Source organism: Curtobacterium citri (genome assembly GCF_030362955.1).
In the GTDB taxonomy this organism is placed as follows: domain Bacteria; phylum Actinomycetota; class Actinomycetes; order Actinomycetales; family Microbacteriaceae; genus Curtobacterium; species Curtobacterium citri.
Genome location: NZ_JAUCML010000007.1, coordinates 104,001 through 119,673 on the forward strand (window position 1 = coordinate 104,001; position 15,673 = coordinate 119,673).

Annotated in this window: 16 protein-coding genes; 6 read left to right on the forward strand and 10 right to left on the reverse strand. The window is 71.0% G+C overall.

The features are described from left to right. Positions 1–141: 141 nt before the first annotated feature. The 7 genes from QUG92_RS11760 to QUG92_RS11790 form a co-directional block, all read right to left on the reverse strand. A complete protein-coding gene (locus QUG92_RS11760; RefSeq protein WP_182046417.1) occupies positions 142–1,185 on the reverse strand; it encodes a Gfo/Idh/MocA family protein in 1,044 nt (347 codons plus the stop codon). A gap of 102 nt (positions 1,186–1,287) precedes the next feature. After that, positions 1,288–2,214 carry a prenyltransferase gene (locus QUG92_RS11765; protein ID WP_182046418.1) on the reverse strand — a complete coding sequence of 309 codons (927 nt, stop codon included), beginning with the start codon at positions 2,212–2,214 and terminating at the stop codon, positions 1,288–1,290. Continuing rightward, positions 2,211–2,591 carry a lycopene cyclase domain-containing protein gene (locus QUG92_RS11770; RefSeq protein WP_182046419.1) on the reverse strand — a complete coding sequence of 127 codons (381 nt, stop codon included), beginning with the start codon at positions 2,589–2,591 and terminating at the stop codon, positions 2,211–2,213. Before QUG92_RS11770 ends, QUG92_RS11765 begins: the two co-directional genes overlap by 4 nt. Next, positions 2,588–2,950 (reverse strand): lycopene cyclase domain-containing protein, encoded by a 363-nt coding sequence (locus QUG92_RS11775; RefSeq protein WP_182046420.1) that lies wholly within the window; start codon positions 2,948–2,950, stop codon positions 2,588–2,590. The genes QUG92_RS11770 and QUG92_RS11775 overlap by 4 nt, the downstream gene beginning before the upstream one ends. A 3-nt stretch (positions 2,951–2,953) precedes the next feature. Beyond that, the gene (gene crtI, locus QUG92_RS11780) at positions 2,954–4,585 is read right to left on the reverse strand and encodes a phytoene desaturase family protein (RefSeq protein WP_289459199.1); all 1,632 of its coding nucleotides are present in this window, start codon (positions 4,583–4,585) and stop codon (positions 2,954–2,956) included. Further along, entirely contained in the window at positions 4,582–5,499 is a 918-nt protein-coding gene (locus QUG92_RS11785) for a phytoene/squalene synthase family protein (protein ID WP_289459200.1), read from the reverse strand. Before QUG92_RS11785 ends, crtI begins: the two co-directional genes overlap by 4 nt. Next, complete coding sequence (locus QUG92_RS11790; RefSeq protein WP_182046423.1) at positions 5,496–6,554, reverse strand: polyprenyl synthetase family protein; 1,059 nt, start codon at positions 6,552–6,554, stop codon at positions 5,496–5,498. Before QUG92_RS11790 ends, QUG92_RS11785 begins: the two co-directional genes overlap by 4 nt. A 21-nt stretch (positions 6,555–6,575) precedes the next feature. Between QUG92_RS11790 and idi the strand changes: the two genes are divergently transcribed. From idi to QUG92_RS11815, 5 genes are all read left to right on the forward strand, one after another. Continuing rightward, positions 6,576–7,118, forward strand: coding sequence for an isopentenyl-diphosphate Delta-isomerase (gene idi / locus QUG92_RS11795; RefSeq protein WP_182046424.1), 543 nt, complete (start codon positions 6,576–6,578; stop codon positions 7,116–7,118). 144 nt (positions 7,119–7,262) lie between these two features. After that, complete coding sequence (locus tag QUG92_RS11800; RefSeq protein WP_289459201.1) at positions 7,263–8,282, forward strand: LacI family DNA-binding transcriptional regulator; 1,020 nt, start codon at positions 7,263–7,265, stop codon at positions 8,280–8,282. Positions 8,283–8,687: 405 nt separating this feature from the next. Then, positions 8,688–10,211, forward strand: coding sequence for a multiple monosaccharide ABC transporter ATP-binding protein (gene mmsA, locus QUG92_RS11805; RefSeq protein WP_069712061.1), 1,524 nt, complete (start codon positions 8,688–8,690; stop codon positions 10,209–10,211). Further along, entirely contained in the window at positions 10,208–11,500 is a 1,293-nt protein-coding gene (mmsB, locus tag QUG92_RS11810; RefSeq protein WP_289459202.1) for a multiple monosaccharide ABC transporter permease, read from the forward strand. Before mmsA ends, mmsB begins: the two co-directional genes overlap by 4 nt. 85 nt (positions 11,501–11,585) lie before the next feature. Then, a complete protein-coding gene (locus tag QUG92_RS11815; RefSeq protein ID WP_069711991.1) occupies positions 11,586–12,701 on the forward strand; it encodes a substrate-binding domain-containing protein in 1,116 nt (371 codons plus the stop codon). Between the two features lie 166 nt (positions 12,702–12,867). On the opposite strand, the gene QUG92_RS11820 is transcribed toward QUG92_RS11815, so the two are convergent. The 3 genes from QUG92_RS11820 to dcd form a co-directional block, all read right to left on the reverse strand. Continuing rightward, positions 12,868–13,215 (reverse strand): HepT-like ribonuclease domain-containing protein, encoded by a 348-nt coding sequence (locus tag QUG92_RS11820; protein WP_182046426.1) that lies wholly within the window; start codon positions 13,213–13,215, stop codon positions 12,868–12,870. After that, entirely contained in the window at positions 13,212–13,733 is a 522-nt protein-coding gene (locus QUG92_RS11825; protein ID WP_289459203.1) for a helix-turn-helix transcriptional regulator, read from the reverse strand. The genes QUG92_RS11820 and QUG92_RS11825 overlap by 4 nt, the downstream gene beginning before the upstream one ends. Positions 13,734–13,826: 93 nt before the next feature. Continuing rightward, positions 13,827–14,414 (reverse strand): dCTP deaminase, encoded by a 588-nt coding sequence (gene dcd / locus QUG92_RS11830; RefSeq protein ID WP_069711988.1) that lies wholly within the window; start codon positions 14,412–14,414, stop codon positions 13,827–13,829. Positions 14,415–14,516: 102 nt separating this feature from the next. On the opposite strand from dcd, the gene QUG92_RS11835 reads away from it, so the two are divergent. Next, positions 14,517–15,629 carry a GNAT family N-acetyltransferase gene (locus QUG92_RS11835; RefSeq protein ID WP_289459204.1) on the forward strand — a complete coding sequence of 371 codons (1,113 nt, stop codon included), beginning with the start codon at positions 14,517–14,519 and terminating at the stop codon, positions 15,627–15,629. The last annotated feature ends 44 nt before the right edge of the window (positions 15,630–15,673 follow it).

Below are 15,673 nucleotides of genomic sequence, written 5' to 3' on the forward strand. Positions count from 1 at the left end.
CTCGTACGCACGAGGACCGTCGCACACCGCGAGTCTCGTGCCCCCCCCGCCGGACGGGAGGCGCGGTGCGGGCCCGCCACGCGCCTCCCGTCCGGCGGGTGGGACGTCCGTGCCGCCGGTGCGCGCGCAGGTCGGCGCGCCCTACTCGGGCAGGACGACGTCCTCGGGGACGCCGGACACGGCCGAGCGCCCCGCTGCCTCCATCACCGCGAGGCTCCGCAGGTTGTCGCGCCCGCTCGTCTCCGGCGCCGGGCCGCCCTCGACCGAGCGCGCGAAGGCCTGCAGCCCGCCCTGCCGGTCCGTGTGCTCGAGCGTCGGCAGTTCGACGGCCTCCGCCTCGGCGTCCTGGTCGGCCCGCAGCGTCACCCGGTCGCCCGCGATCTCGCTCGGCGACCCGTCACGGCTCGTGAACCAGAGCTCGCCGTCCTCGCCCTGGATGCTCCACTCCCCCGCCCACGCGGTCCGGGGTGCGCGCGAGAGCCAGCTGCCGCGGTAGCTCACGACGAGGCCGTCCTCGAGCTCGATGATCATCGACGTGACGGCCTCGTCCTGGTACTTGCTGTGCTCCGGGTACGAGGCGCGGGCGTACACACGGACGGCCTCGAGCCCGGTCACCATCCGGATCAGGTCGAAGTGGTGGATCGCCATGTCGTTGATCATCGGGTGCGGGAACCGGTAGTGCGGGTAGGTCTCCACCGGGGCGTCGTTGTCCCACTGCCGGAAGTCGATGCTGATGGCGGAGAGCTCGCCGAGCGTCCGTGCCGCGAGCAGGTCCTTGACCGCCCGGGGCGCCGGGTACCAGCGGTAGTTCTGGCTGACCTGCAGCACGAGGCCGAGCTCCTCGGCACGGCGGACGGCCTGCAGGGCTTCGTCGGTGGAGTTCGCGAAGGGCTTCTCGACGAGCACGTGCTTGCCCGCGTCGAGGGCCTCGAGCGCGAGCGGCACGTGCGTGACCGCCGGCGCGGTGATGACGACGGCGTCGGCCTCGACCCCGGCGAGGGCCTCGGTGAGCGAGGCGAAGGCGGCGGTCGCGGGCAGCCCGAGGTCCGTGCGGACGGCCTCGAGCGTCGCGGGGACCGGGTCGACGAGCCCGACCACCTCCACTTCGGTGACCTGCGGGATGGCGGTGCGGGCCCAGTTGCCGCCCCACCCTCCGAGACCGACGTGGATGATGCGGACCGTCATGCGTGCACTCCTTCGTGACCGGCGCACCACGGCTCCCGTGGCGCGTCCCTCCAGTCTGTCAGGGGCCTCGGACGCTGCCCGCAGGCGCGGCGCGGACGGCCGTCAGTGCGTGAAGGCGTACCCGATGAGCGCCATCGTGACGACGGCGCCCGCGACGTAGTTGATCCACAGGAAGCGCTTCCAGCCCGCGTTCGCCGACTCCGCCCCCTCGTCGGTGACGTTCCACCACGGCAGCACGTTCAGCGCGTAGGGCACGACGACGACCGCCGCGATCGGCCCCGGGAACGCCGAGAACAGCAGCGCGACCCCCGCGACGAGGTACGCCACGAACGCCAGGCGGACGGTCGCCCGCGCCCCGATGACGGTCGCGACGGAGCCGATGCCGCCCGCGCGGTCGGCGAGCACGTCCTGCACGGCACCGAACGCGTGCGAGGCCACCCCCCACAGGAAGAACGCCACGCACACCGCGACGAGCTGCCCGGTCCAGTGCGGACCGGCGAGCGTGAGACCGAACACCGCGGGCGACACGAAGTGCGTCGACGAGGTGAGGGAGTCGAGGAACGGCCGCTCCTTGAACCGCAGGCCCGGCGCCGAGTACGCGACGACCGCGAAGACGCTGATCGCCAGGACGGCCCACGACCACGGACCGTTGCCGCTCAGCGCGCCGAGCACGACGAGCGCGACGAGGAACGGCACGTTCGTGACGACGACCGCCCACAGCGTGGCGCGGTGCACGCTCTTGTCGAGCAGGGCCCCCTCGACGCCGCCCTTCCGCGGGTTCCGCAGGTCCGACTCGTAGTCGAAGACGTCGTTGATGCCGTACATCGCGAGGTTGTACGGCACGAGGAAGTACACGACACCGACGATGAACGCGACGAGCGAGAACCCGCCACCACCGTCGAGGCCGACCCCGCTGCCGAGCAGGTACGCGGCACCGAAGGGGTAGGCGGTGTTCACCCAGCTGATCGGCCGCGACGACACGAAGAGTGCGCGCAGGGTCGACGGTCGGGAGGCACGGCTCACGGTCACGGGGTCTCCTCCGGTCGGTGGGTGGGCTGGCCCGGGCGCTCCGACCGTACCGGGCGCTCGAGCAGCACCCAGCAGCTCGGCAGCAGCAGGGCGGCCCCGATCGAGTACGCGAGGTCCTCGACGGGGAACAGCCCGATCCGCGCCCCCGAGACGAGCGCGGGGTCGTACGCGACGATCCCGAGCCCGACGATCACGTTGTTGAACACGCCCGTCATGACGAGCAGGACGGCCCCGGCGACCACGGCGCTGACGATCCCGACCCGGCGGCCGCCGGCACCGCGACGACGGGCGGCGACCGCGCCGGCGGCCACCGCGACGAGTGCGGCGGTGGCCAGGAACGGCACCGCGAGCAGCGCGTACGTCGCCGTCCCGGTCACGAGCGGGACCCCCCGTCGGTCCGCTCCAGCCCGTCGGTCCGCTCCAGCCGCCGCGCGACGACGGGACGCAGGGCGCCGAAGAGGTCCATCGTCGTCCAGCAGAGGAGCACGAGGAAGAAGACCTCCTCGAGCGGTACCTCGGGGGCGAGCAGCACCCCGGTGAGCAGGTCGTTCCGGCCGATGAAGAAGACGCCGAGGTGCACGCCGGCGACGTCCCACACGAGGAAGAAGACGAGCCCGACGACCATCACGGCCGCCGCCCGCAGGGGGCTCCGCCAGAAGAACAGTCGGTACCGGGCGTCGAGCACCGCGATGCCGGCGATCGACACCACGAGTCCGATCAGGTAGACGCCCGGCATCGGCTACGCGACCGGGGCGGCCGCCGTCGCCGGCAGCGGCGTCGGGAGCGGCTCGGTCGAGGTGTCGCCGTGGATGCGCTTGAGCAGCACCTCGGCGCTGATCAGGCACATCGGCAGACCGATGCCCGGCGTGGTCGAGGCGCCGGCGTAGTAGAGCCCCTCCACCTTGCGGGACACGTTCGCCTCGCGGAAGAACGCGCTCTGCGCCAGGGTGTGCGCCGGCCCGAGCATCGAGCCGCTCCACGCGTTGTAGTCGTCCGCGAAGTCCTGCGGGCCGATGGTGCGCCGGACGCGGATGCGGTCGCGCAGGTCGGTCACGCCCGAGCGCTCCGCGATGACCGCGATCGCCCGGTCGGCGATCCGCTCGACCTCGGCGTCGCCGGCACCGTCGATGCCGCCCTTCCCGATGGACAGGTCGGCGGGCAGCGGCACGAGGACGAACAGGTTGCTCGACCCCTCGGGCGCGACGGAGTCGTCGGTGAGCGAGGGCGAGCAGACGTAGATCGACGCGGGGTCCGGCACGTGCCGGTCCTTCCCGAAGATCGCGCCGAAGTTGGCCCGCCAGTCGGCGGTGAACACGAGCGTGTGGTGGAGCAGCCCCGGCACCTCGCCCTCGACGCCGAGGTAGACGAGCACGGCGCTCGGCCCGGGGTCGCGCTTCCGCCAGTGCGGCTCGGGGAAGGTCCGGTGCTCGGCGTCGAGCAGCTGCAGCTCGGTGTGGTGCAGGTCGGCGGCGCTCACGACGAGGTCGGCGGAGACGGTGTGCGACGAACCCGCGGCGTCGCGGTGGACGACCCCCGTGACGTGCCCGTCCTCGACGACGATCCGCTCGACCGGCGCGCCGGTGGTGATCGTGACGCCCTCGCGGCGGGCGACGCGCTCGACGGCGGCGATCACCTCGGTGATGCCGCCCTTCGGGTAGAGCACCCCGTCGGCCAGGTCGAGGTGGCTCATCAGGTGGTACATGCTCGGCGCCGCGTACGGGCTCGTGCCGAGGAACACCGCCGGGTAGCCGAGGACCTGCCAGAGCCGACGGTCCCGCACGGCCTTCGACGCGAAGGTCGACAGCGGCTGGAGCAGCAGGCGCGCGAGCTTCGGCAGCCGCCGGAGCACGTCCGGGGCGGCGAGCTTCGTCAGGTCCTGGAAGGTCGTGTAGAGGAAGCGGCGCACCGCCATGGCGTAGGTGTCCTCGGCGGAGTCGAGGTACTTCCGCAGCCGGTCGCCGGCACCGGGCTCGATCGACTCGAACAGCGCGATGTTCGCCTCGCGGTCGGCGAGCAGGTCGATCGGCTCGTCGTGGCCCTCGCTGTAGACGCGGTAGCCCGGGTCGAGCTTCACCAGGTCCATCTCGGCGTCGGCGGTGGTGCCGAGCAGCCGGAAGAAGTGGTCGAAGACCTCGGGCATGAGGTACCAGCTCGGCCCCGTGTCGAACCGGAATCCGTCCTGCTCCCACGACCCGGCGCGGCCACCGAGCTGGTCGCGCTGCTCGAGCACCGTGACGGCGTAGCCGTCGCGGGCGAGCAGCGCGGCGGACGCCAGTCCGCTGATGCCTCCGCCGACGATCACCGCACGACGGGCCGGCACCGTGCGCTTCGGGGCGGGTGCGGTCGGACGGGAGGCGCGTTGCGGGGTCATGCGGAGCCTCCCGGCCGGTGGGCGGTCGCCCGGGACCGCAGCGGCGCGCGTCCGGCGAGCACCTGCGCGGCGAGCCGCGCCTTCACCGGGTTCGGCACCCGGACCCGGGTGGTGACGAGCCGCTCCGCCGGGCAGGCGGCGATGCGGTCGTTGAGCTCCTGGAACAGCGCGTGCGCGAGCCCGACGGCCTTGCGGGCGTCGGCGGGCAGCAGCGGCACCGTCAGCGCGGCGCGGTCGAGGTCGGCCTGCACGTCGGCGACCAGGCGGCGCTTCGTCGCCTTGTCGAACGTGCTGACGTCGACGCCCGGGAAGTACGAGCGACCGAGCACCTCGAAGTCGGCGTGCAGGTCGCGCAGGAAGTTGACCTTCTGGAACGCCGCACCGAGGGCCCGCGCGCCGTCGACGAGGACGGCGTCGTCGAACGTCGGTCGACCGGCGCGGTGCACGAACGCGCGCAGGCACATCAGGCCGACCACCTCGGCGGAGCCGTAGACGTAGCGGTCGAACGACTCCTGGTCGTGCTCGGTGCGTTCGAGGTCCATCCGCATCGACGCGAAGAACGGCTTCGTCAGCTCGGGGCCGAACCCGGTGACGCGGGCGGTGCGGGCGAACGCGTGCACGACCGGGTTCACCGAGAAGCCGAGCGCGATCGCACGTTCGGTGTCCGCCTCGAGCTCGTCGAGCACGGTGCGGGCGAGGTCGTGGTCGAGCCCCGCCTCGGTCGCCGGGCCGTCCACGACCTCGTCGGCGACGCGGACCAGGGCGTAGACGTTCCGGATGTGCTCGCGGGTGTCCTTGGTGAGCAGCCGGCTCGCGAGCCCGAAGGACGTCGAGTAGCGCTCGATGACGACGCCGGACGCAGCCTCGGCCGTCGCGTCGTACAGGGGCAGACGCGGTGGTGCGGTCTGGGTCACCGCACGCGCTCCAGCAGTTCGGACACCAGGTGCTCCAGTCGATCGGCGAGCTCGTACGGCAGCGCCGACAGCTCGGCACGGGCCAGTGCGGCGTGCTCGGCGATCCGGGACTCGGCCGCCGACCGGGCGCCGCAGGTCTCCAGGGTCGCACGGAGTTCGGTCGCGCGCTCCTCGGTCAGGTCCGGGTCGCCGAGGTACGGCGCGATGTCGTCCCAGCAGTCGGTCGTCGCCGCGTAGGCGATGAGCATCGTGCGCTTGCCCTCGCGGAGGTCGCCGAGCACCGACTTGCCGGTGACCGTCTCGTCGCCGTACACGCCGAGCAGGTCGTCGACGATCTGGTACGCGATGCCGATCTCGCGGCCGAACGCGCCGAGCGCCTCGACCACCTGGTCCGACGCGCCTGCCAGGACCGCCCCGGACTGCAGTGGCGCCTCGAACGAGTACACGCTCGTCTTCGCCCGCTCCATCGCGAGCACCTCGTCGACCGACGGCATCACGCCGAGCGCCAGGTCGACGTCGGTCATCTCGCCCGCGGCACTGGCGAAGACCGCGTCGTCCAGGATCTCGAGCAGCCGCGTCCGACGGTCCCCGGTGACGCCCGAGGCCTCGACGAAGCGCGTGGTGGCGGCGAGCGCGAGGTCGCCGGCGATGACGGCGGCGCTCATCCCGCGGTGCTCGGCGGTCGGCAGGGCGAGGCCGCCGGTGGTGCCGGTGTCGCGGAACGACCCGGCCACGTTCGGCTCGCCGCGCCGGGACCAGTCACGGTCGATCACGTCGTCGTGCACGACGAGCGCGGTGTGGAGCAGCTCGTAGGCGGCGGCGACGTTGGCCGCTGCGTGGGCGTCGGTCCCGCCGAGGCCGCTGTACGCGGTGAGGACCATGCGCGGCCGGAAGCGCTTGCCGCCCATGCTCGCGCGACGGAGCACGCGCCACAGTTCCTCGGACGGTCGGCCGAACCGACGGGCACGGGCCGACGACACCACGAAGAAGCGTTCGATGCACTCGTCGACCAGTGCGAGGTCGATGTGCGTCACGGTGGCCGCTTCCTCGCTCATTGGCCTAACCTATCGGGGCAGATGAACACTTTCCCGGAAACCGTCGTCCTGCTGGCCGAGGACCGCACCCCGGTCGGCACCGCGGACAAGTTCGCGGTGCACACCGACCACACGCCCCTCCACCTCGCGTTCTCGTGCCACGTGCGGAACACCGACGGCCAGGTCCTCGTGACCCGCCGCGCGCTGTCCAAGAAGACGTGGCCTGGGGTGTGGACGAACACGTTCTGCGGGCACCCCGGCCCCGACGAGGCGTTCGAGGACGCCGTCGCGCGACGCGCCTCCCGCGAGCTCGGCATCACCGTCCGCGACGTCGAGCTCGTGCTCCCCGACTTCCGCTACCGCGCGGTCGACGCCTCGGGCATCGTCGAGAACGAGGTCTGCCCGGTGTTCCGCGCCGTGACGGACGACGTGCCGACCCCCGCAGACGACGAGGTCGCCGAGTACGCGTGGGTCTCCGAGGACGACCTGCGCGCCTCGGTCGCAGGCGCGCCCTTCGCGTGGAGCCCGTGGCTGGGCTGGCAGCTCGCCGAGCTCGAGCAGCAGGGCCTGCGCGTCACGCGCTGACCCCTCGGCACCACTCCCGCCCCGTCCGCCGCGGGCACCGCCGGACCACGGCTGGTGCGCAGGCCGCGGACGTGCATAATGATCTGGCTCGGAATGTGAACGTGCACATCGAGGTGCCACGGCCCCGGGCGGGAGAGAGCAACGATGGCGTCACCGCGGACAGAACAACCGCGCTCGCCCAGCATCCGCGACGTCGCGCGGGTCGCCGGCGTCTCGCACCAGACCGTGTCGCGGGTGCTCAACAACTCCGGCGCGATCCGCGACGAGACCCGCGAGCGCGTGCGCACGGCGATGGAGCAGCTGCAGTACCGGCCGAACCGGGCCGCGCGTGCCCTCGTCACGAGCCGGACGCACACGATCGGCGTGCTCACGGCGCAGCGGTCGCACTACGGGCCGGCGGCGACCATGCAGGCGATCGAGGACGCGGCGGTCACCCGCGGGTACTCCGTCACCACCGCGAACATCGCCGACGCCACCGACGTCGCGGTGCGGGACGGCCTCGGCCACCTGCTCGACCAGGACGTCGAGGGCATCATCGTCATCGCCCCGCAGCAGCGCGTGTTCGACCTCATCGAGGAGCTCGGCATGCGGACGCCCTACGTGGCACTGCGGACGAGCATCGGTGACGGCCCCACCACGCTCTTCGTCGACCAGATGGAGGGCGCCCGACTCGCGACGGCCCACCTGCTCGACCTCGGGCACGAGTACGTCCGGCACATCGCCGGGCCACGGGACTGGATCGAGGCCGAGGCCCGCATGCAGGGCTTCCTGCGCGAGATGAGCGACCGGGACATGCCGGTCGTCCCGCCGATCCTCGGTGACTGGACGGCAGACTTCGGCTACCACGCGGGCCGAGAGCTGCTGCGGTACCGGGACTGCACCGCGATCTTCTGCTCGAACGACGCGATGGCGCTCGGCGTGATGCACGCCGCCCGCTCGTACGGGCTCGACGTCCCCGGCGACCTGTCGGTCGTGGGCTACGACGACATCCCCGAGGCCAAGCACCTCTGGCCGCCCCTCACCACCGTGCAGGTCGACTTCCCCGAGCTCGGTCGACGCTGCGTCGAACTGCTCCTGCCCGCCGCGGAGCAGGCGCTCCGCCCGGTCGACCTGGTGCCGCAACTCGTCGTGCGCGGGTCGACGGGCGCACCCCGCCGCCGCTGACGCGACCCACCGTCGGCCGGGAGGCGCGGGACGGGCCCGCCACGCGCCTCCCGTCCGCTCCGGGCGACGCTCGACCACCCCACCTCGGGGGCCGTCGGCACGCGGATCAGGCCGGATCACGCGGGCCGTTACGAAAACGCGACCGAACCGAATTGACAGCCGCGACGGGGCTGTGCGTAAATTACCTCCGTTCCGCCGATGTGAACGGTCACATGACCGTCACACGATCGGGACACCGGACGCGACAACGGGGTCCGCACAGGACTCCTGTGCCCCCGATGCCGCAGCTCACCACCCGAAGGACTGCCGCACCGCAGCGGCAGAAGGAGATGCACCGTGGCGTCAACCCCACAGGGACCGGACCTGGCCACCAGGTCCGTCACCAGCGCCGAGACCCTGCTCGAGATGCGTTCGATCACCAAGGAGTTCCCTGGTGTCAAGGCGCTCTCGGACGTGTCGCTGAGCGTCCGCGCCGGCGAGATCCACGCGATCTGCGGCGAGAACGGGGCCGGCAAGTCGACCCTCATGAAGGTGCTGTCGGGCGTCTACCCGTACGGCACCTACAGCGGCGAGATCGTCTACGAGGGCGAAGAGGTCCGCTTCAAGGACATCAAGCAGTCCGAGCAGGCCGGCATCGTCATCATCCACCAGGAGCTCGCGCTCATCCCCGAGCTGTCGATCACCGAGAACCTGTTCCTCGGCAACGAGCCCGGCCGCTTCGGCGTCATCGACTGGACCGCCGCCCAGCTGCGCGCCCAGGACCTGCTCGCCCGCGTCGGCCTGAACGACGACCCGGACACGCAGATCAAGAACCTCGGTGTCGGCAAGCAGCAGCTCGTCGAGATCGCGAAGGCCCTGCACAAGGACGTCAAGCTCCTCATCCTCGACGAGCCGACCGCCGCGCTCAACGAGAACGACTCGCAGCACCTGCTCGACCTGATCGTCGGACTGAAGTCCCGCGGCATCGCGAGCATCATCATCAGCCACAAGCTCAACGAGATCGAGCAGATCGCCGACGAGATCACGATCATCCGTGACGGCAAGGCGATCGAGACGCTCAACGTGAAGGGCGACGGCGTCAACGAGGACCGCATCATCCGCGGGATGGTCGGCCGTTCGCTCGAGAGCCGGTTCCCGGACCGCACGCCGAAGATCGGCGAGGTCTTCTTCGAGGTCAAGAACTGGACCGTCCAGCACCCGCAGGACTCGTCCCGCCTGGTCGCCAAGGGCTCGAACTTCCACGTCCGTCGTGGTGAGATCGTCGGCTTCGCGGGCCTCATGGGCGCCGGCCGCACCGAGCTCGCCATGAGCATCTTCGGGCGCTCGTACGGCACCTTCATCGACGGCCAGATCATCAAGGACGGCCGCGAGATCAAGGTGGCGAACGTCCAGCAGGCCATCGCGAACGGCCTCGGCTACGTCTCCGAGGACCGCAAGGCCCTCGGTCTGAACCTGCTCGACACGGTCAAGCGCTCGACGGTCGCCGCCGACCTGCCGAAGATCTCGAAGGCCGGCGTCGTCGACTCCCTCGAGGAGTACGACGTCGCCGAGCGCTACCGGAAGATGCTCCGCACGAAGGTGCCGACCGTCGAGGAGAACGTCGGCAAGCTGTCCGGCGGGAACCAGCAGAAGGTCGTCCTGTCCAAGTGGATGTTCACCGACCCGGACCTGCTGATCCTCGACGAGCCGACCCGCGGCATCGACGTGGGCGCGAAGTTCGAGATCTACGGCATCATCCAGCAGCTCGCGGCACAGGGGAAGGGCATCATCCTCATCTCCTCCGAGCTCCCCGAACTCCTCGGCCTCTCCGACCGGATCTACACGATCTTCGAGGGCCAGATCACGGCCGACGTCCCCGCGGACCAGGCCGATCCCGAAACCCTCATGCGCAGCATGACCTCCGCGCGGAAGGGCGCACTGATCTCATGAAGAACCTGAAACTGCTCTTCGGCAAGGGCAACAGCATCGGCCAGTACGGCATGATCATCGCGCTCATCGCGATCCTGATCCTGTTCTCGATCCTGACGAACGGGCTCATCCTCGAGCCGACGAACATCATCAACGTGTTCCTGCAGTACTCCTACATCCTCATCCTGGCGCTGGGGATGGTCATGGTGATCATCGCCGGGCACATCGACCTGTCGGTCGGTTCGGTGGCGGCCTTCACCGGCATCATCGTCGCCCAGTCGATGGCGCAGTGGAACTTCCCGGCATGGGCCGCGATCATCCTCGGCCTCGCCGTCGGTGCCGCGGTCGGCGCCTGGCAGGGCTTCTGGGTCGCGTTCGTGAAGGTCCCGGCCTTCATCGTGACCCTGGCCGGCCAGCTGATCTTCCGCGGTGCGAACCAGATCATCGGCAACTCGACCTCGCAGCCGGTGCCGGACGACTACGCGCAGATCGGTTCGGGCTTCCTGCCGGACTTCGGCCCGGACTTCGGGTTCTCGAACGGCACGCTGATCCTCGGCATCGTCACCTGCCTCGTGCTGATCTTCCTCGAGATGCGCGGCCGCCAGCGTCGCAAGAAGATGCAGGCCGAGCTCGTCCCGCTCTGGGTCTCGATCGTCCGCACGGGCATCCTGGTCGCCGTCACCCTCGTCGCGACGTACCTGTTCGCCGCCGGTCCTGCCGGCACGTCGATCCCGATCGTCGCGATCATCCTCGGCGTCCTGACCATCGTCTACGGCTTCCTCACGAAGAACACGATCTTCGGCCGCCAGGTCTACGCCGTCGGTGGCAACGCGAACGCCGCCGTCCTGTCCGGCGTCAGCGCCCGCAAGGTCAACTTCTTCGTCATGATGAACATGTCGGTCCTCGCCGCGATCGCCGGCATGGTGTTCGTCGGCTACTCGGGCGCCTCGGGCCCCGCCGACGGCACCGGCTGGGAGCTCGACGCGATCGCCGCCGTGTTCGTCGGTGGCGCCGCGGTCGCCGGTGGCATCGGCACGATCTCCGGGTCGATCATCGGTGGTCTCGTCATGGCCCTGCTGTCCAACGGTCTGTCGCTGGTGGGCCTCGAGTCCAACCGCGTCCAGATCATCCGCGGTCTCGTCCTGCTCGTCGCCGTCGCCTTCGACGTCTACTCGAAGTCGCAGGGTCGTCCGTCCCTGATCGGCGGGATGTTGAAGCAGTTCCAGCGGAAGGACACCGAACAGAACACGGTGGCCGCGCAGCAGCCGCGGACCATCGAGGACCAGCCCGAGAAGGTCAACGTCCAGTAACACGTGGCGGGTGGCCACCCCGGTGGCCGCCCGCACGATCCCCGCAGCACACAGCACCACTCCTCAACGAAGAGAAAGCAATCTCATGCGCAAGAAGCTCATCGCCGGCATCGGTCTGGCACTCGTCGCGGGCCTGGCCCTCAGCGGCTGCTCGGCCCGCGGCAACTCGGACGCCGGCTCCGGCTCGACCGGCGGCGCCTCGAACGTCCAGATCAAGAAGGGCGACCTGATCGGCGTCGCGCTCCCCGCCAAGACCTCGCAGAACTGGGTGCTCGCGGGCGCCGCGTTCGAGAAGTCGATCGAGGACGCCGGCTTCAAGGCCGACATCCAGTACGCCAACGCCGGCAACCCGGTCCCGGACCAGCAGGGCCAGATCCAGTCGATGGTCACCAAGGGCGCGAAGGCGATCATCATCGGTGCCGCCGACGGTTCGCAGCTCGGCACGCAGGTGCAGGCCGCCAAGAAGTCCGGCGCCGTCGTCATCGCCTGGGACCGCAACATCCTGAACACCGAGAACGTCGACTACTACGTCGCGTTCAACAACTTCAAGGTCGGCCAGCTGCAGGGCCAGGCCCTGCTCGACGGACTCAAGGCCAAGAAGCCGAACGGCCCGTACAACATCGAGCTCTTCTCCGGCTCGCCCGACGACGCCAACGCGAAGGTCTTCTTCAACGGCGCCATGGACGTGCTCCAGCCGAAGATCGACGACGGCACGCTCAAGGTCGTCTCGGGTCGCACCAGCTTCTCGGACACCAACACGCAGGGCTGGCTCGCGCAGAACGCCCAGTCGCGCATGACCGACATCCTGACGAAGTCCTACACGAACACCGAGCTCGACGGCGTCCTGTCGCCGAACGACACCCTGGCCCGCGCGATCCTGACCGCCACCAAGGCGGCCGGCAAGCCGAACCCGGTCGTCACCGGTCAGGACTCCGAGACCGCGTCGATCCCGCTGATCATGCAGGGCGAGCAGTACTCGACCATCTACAAGAACACCACCGAAGAGGCCCAGGCCGCCATCGACCTGGTGTCGGACCTCGCCGACGGCAAGACCCCGAAGACCACGGACGACAAGAACAACGACAACGGCAAGAAGGTCGTCCCGGCCGTCGAGCTGACGCCGGTCCTCGTCACCAAGGAGAACGCGGTCGAGGCGTACAAGGGCAACGACACCCTCGAGGAGCTCGCCAAGAAGGGCTGATCCCCTTCCGCAGCAGCACCACAGCACCACAGCACCGCAGAAGGCCCCGTCTCGCTCCGGCGAGACGGGGCCTTCCCGCGTCCCGGGCGCGAGACGATCCCCTCGCTCTCGTGGGCAGGCGGCGGACGGGAGGCGCGCGGTGACGCCGCCACGCGCCTCCCGTCCGTCAGCTGGTCGGGCCGGCGCGGAGCGCGTGACGGTCGCGGAGCCGGGTGGCCGCCTCGCGGAGCCGCGGCGCGTCCACCCGCGCGGTCCAGACCAGCACCGGCGGCGAGACCGGACGTCGGCCGTTCGTCAGGCGGTCCCCGATCGCGGCGAGCCGCACCCACGGGATGCCCGGCTCCGAGGCCGTCAGGTCGTCCGGGAGCGCGGCGACCGCCACCCCGATCTCGACGAGCCGCATCCGGACGGCGTCGAGCACGAGGTCCGAGGGCGGCGAGTCGTCGACGTACCGCTCGATGGCCGCGCAGGCCTGCACGACCTCGTCGAGCAGCTCCCCCGTGCCCGGCGTCACAGCGGCACGGCCTTCCGACAGCGCTCCGGGTCGGTGCCCGCGCCGTCCAGCACCTCGACCTCGGCGTCGAGCAACCGCTCGGCCTCGTCCTGGATCCGCATGAGCGTGAAGATCCCGGCGCCCGGCTCGAGGTCGACGAGGAGCCCGACCGCGTCCCGCTGCCGGGACCGCTCGTGCGCGCGGCGCTCGGCCGGCACGAGCCGCGGCCGGGTCCCACCGTTCCGACGCACCGCCGCGACCAGGTCGTCCCGTGCCGCGGCGACGCGGTCGTGCAGCGGCGGGGGTGCGCAGGACGGGAGCAGGTCGACGGAGGCCTCGAAGCCCGCGGCACGCACGAGGCGTTGCAGCGCGGTGAGCGAGGGCTCCCGTCGGCCGTTCTCGTAGGTGCTGATGACGCTCTGCGTGACCCCGGCGCGCGCGGCGAGCTGCACCTGGGTGAGCCCCGCGCGCGTCCGGGCGTCCCGGATCAGCTCGGACGCCGGGATCGGCCGCGGCACGGGGACGGGGACTTCGGCCATGTGGCCACGATACACAGAATGCGAAATGTTGCCCGATGATGACGTGCACCGTGTCATGAAGGGCGGTCAGGGTCCGGTCGGCCCCGACTCGGGTCAGTCCCGGCGGGAGACGTCCGCGCGGTGGAAGTTGAGCGCCGAGCGCGACGGCGTCGGGCCGCGCTGCCCCTGGTAGCGCGACTGGTACTCGGCCGAGCCGTACGGCTTGTCCGCCGGGCTCGAGAGCTGGAAGAAGCAGAGCTGGCCGATCTTCATGCCGGGCCAGAGCTTGATCGGCAGCGTGGCGACGTTCGACAACTCGAGCGTGACGTGCCCGGAGAAGCCCGGGTCGATGAAGCCCGCCGTCGAGTGCGTGAGGAGCCCGAGACGGCCGAGCGAGCTCTTGCCCTCGAGGCGCGCGGCGATGTCGTCCGGCAGGGTCACGACCTCGAACGTCGAGCCGAGGACGAACTCCCCCGGGTGCAGCACGAACGCCTCGTCCGGGTCGGTCTCCACCAGGCGCGTGAGCTCGGGCTGGTCCTCGGCGGGGTCGATGTGCGGGTACTTGTGGTTGTCGAACAGCCGGAAGTACTTGTCGAGCCGGACGTCGATGCTCGACGGTTGGACGAGGGCGGCGTCGTACGGATCGAGGCCGATCCGGCCGTCGGCGAGCTGGGCGGTGATGTCGCGGTCGGAGAGCAGCACGCACGAAGCCTAGCGGCCGGTGGCGCGCCCCCGGTATGCTGCGAGGCTGCCCACCGGGGTGGCGGACGACGGCCGTCCGACCGGCCGCACGAGGGGGCACCCGTGACCGGCACAACCGGCACCACCGACACCTGGACCGTCGAGGAGCTCGACGTCCCGACGACGATGGACGACGACCCGGCGCGGGTGCAGGCGTTCCGGGACTGGCTCGCGGTGTCCGACGCCGCCGAGTTCGCGGTGCACGGACTCCGCGAGGTCTCGTGGACGCCCGCCGAGTACCTGCCGATGTGCCACGAACCCGGGGCCCCGAGCCGCCTGTTCGTCGTGCGCGACGACGCGGGCGAGGTCGTGGCGTCGGGGGCGTACGACTCGAGGACCGAGCCGGGCACGACGAACTGCTGGCTGTCGCTCGGCGTTCGGCCCGACCGGCAGCGCCGCGGCATCGGGACCCTGCTCGCCGACCACCTCGAGCAGCTCGCCCGCGCCGAGGGACGCACCCAGTGGAAGACCTACGCCGTCTCGCGCCAGGTCGGCCCCGGAGCCGGGCCCGGGTACGTCGCAGCACCCACGGGCCACGGCGCCGTGCCCGCGGACGAGGCCGGCGTGCGCTTCCTGACCGGCCGCGGCTGGCGCTTCGGTCAGGTCAACCGGATGAGCCGGCTCGGGCTGCCGTCGGACGGGTCGGTCGTGCGCGCCCTGCACGAGCGCGCGGCCACGGCGGCCGGCCCCGGCTACCGGGTGCACACCTGGACCGGCCCGACCCCGGACCGGTGGCTCGACGACCTCGCGCTCCTGCACACGAGGATGAGCACCGACGCCCCCGAGGGCGACATGCAGGAGCCCGAGGACGTCTGGACCGGCGAGCGCGTCCGCGAGTCCGAGGAGCAGTTGGCGACCGGCCCGCACACGATGCTCACGATCGCGGTCGAGCACGCCGAGGACACCGCCCTGGTCGGTTTCAGCCAGCTCAAGGTGCCGGAGAACCCGGAGCGCCCGGTCATGCAGTGGGACACCCTCGTGCTCCGTGAGCACCGTGGGCACCGGCTCGGGTGGCTGCTCAAGGTGGTCGGGATCGAGACGATCGAGCGGGACTTCCCGGGCCGGCCGTCGATCGTCACGTTCAACGCCGAGGAGAACCGGCCGATGCTCGACGTCAACGAGGCGGTCGGCTTCGTCGGGGTGGGCAGCGAGGGGATCTGGGAACACCGGGACTGACGGGTCGCGTCCGCTGCCGGACTGGGATGGTGGTGTCAGGCGGC

Excerpts from the sequence above, each read along its gene's own strand:
- QUG92_RS11760 (WP_182046417.1), bottom strand. The coding sequence starts at position 1,185 with ATGACGGTCCGCATCATCCACGTCGGTCTCGGAGGGTGGGGCGGCAAC.
- QUG92_RS11775 (WP_182046420.1), bottom strand. The coding sequence starts at position 2,950 with ATGCCGGGCGTCTACCTGATCGGACTCGTGGTGTCGATCGCCGGCATC.
- crtI (WP_289459199.1), bottom strand. The coding sequence starts at position 4,585 with ATGACCCCGCAACGCGCCTCCCGTCCGACCGCACCCGCCCCGAAGCGC.
- QUG92_RS11790 (WP_182046423.1), bottom strand. The coding sequence starts at position 6,554 with ATGAGCGAGGAAGCGGCCACCGTGACGCACATCGACCTCGCACTGGTC.
- idi (WP_182046424.1), top strand. The coding sequence starts at position 6,576 with ATGAACACTTTCCCGGAAACCGTCGTCCTGCTGGCCGAGGACCGCACC.
- QUG92_RS11800 (WP_289459201.1), top strand. The coding sequence starts at position 7,263 with ATGGCGTCACCGCGGACAGAACAACCGCGCTCGCCCAGCATCCGCGAC.
- mmsA (WP_069712061.1), top strand. The coding sequence starts at position 8,688 with ATGCGTTCGATCACCAAGGAGTTCCCTGGTGTCAAGGCGCTCTCGGAC.
- mmsB (WP_289459202.1), top strand. The coding sequence starts at position 10,208 with ATGAAGAACCTGAAACTGCTCTTCGGCAAGGGCAACAGCATCGGCCAG.
- QUG92_RS11815 (WP_069711991.1), top strand. The coding sequence starts at position 11,586 with ATGCGCAAGAAGCTCATCGCCGGCATCGGTCTGGCACTCGTCGCGGGC.
- QUG92_RS11825 (WP_289459203.1), bottom strand. The coding sequence starts at position 13,733 with ATGGCCGAAGTCCCCGTCCCCGTGCCGCGGCCGATCCCGGCGTCCGAG.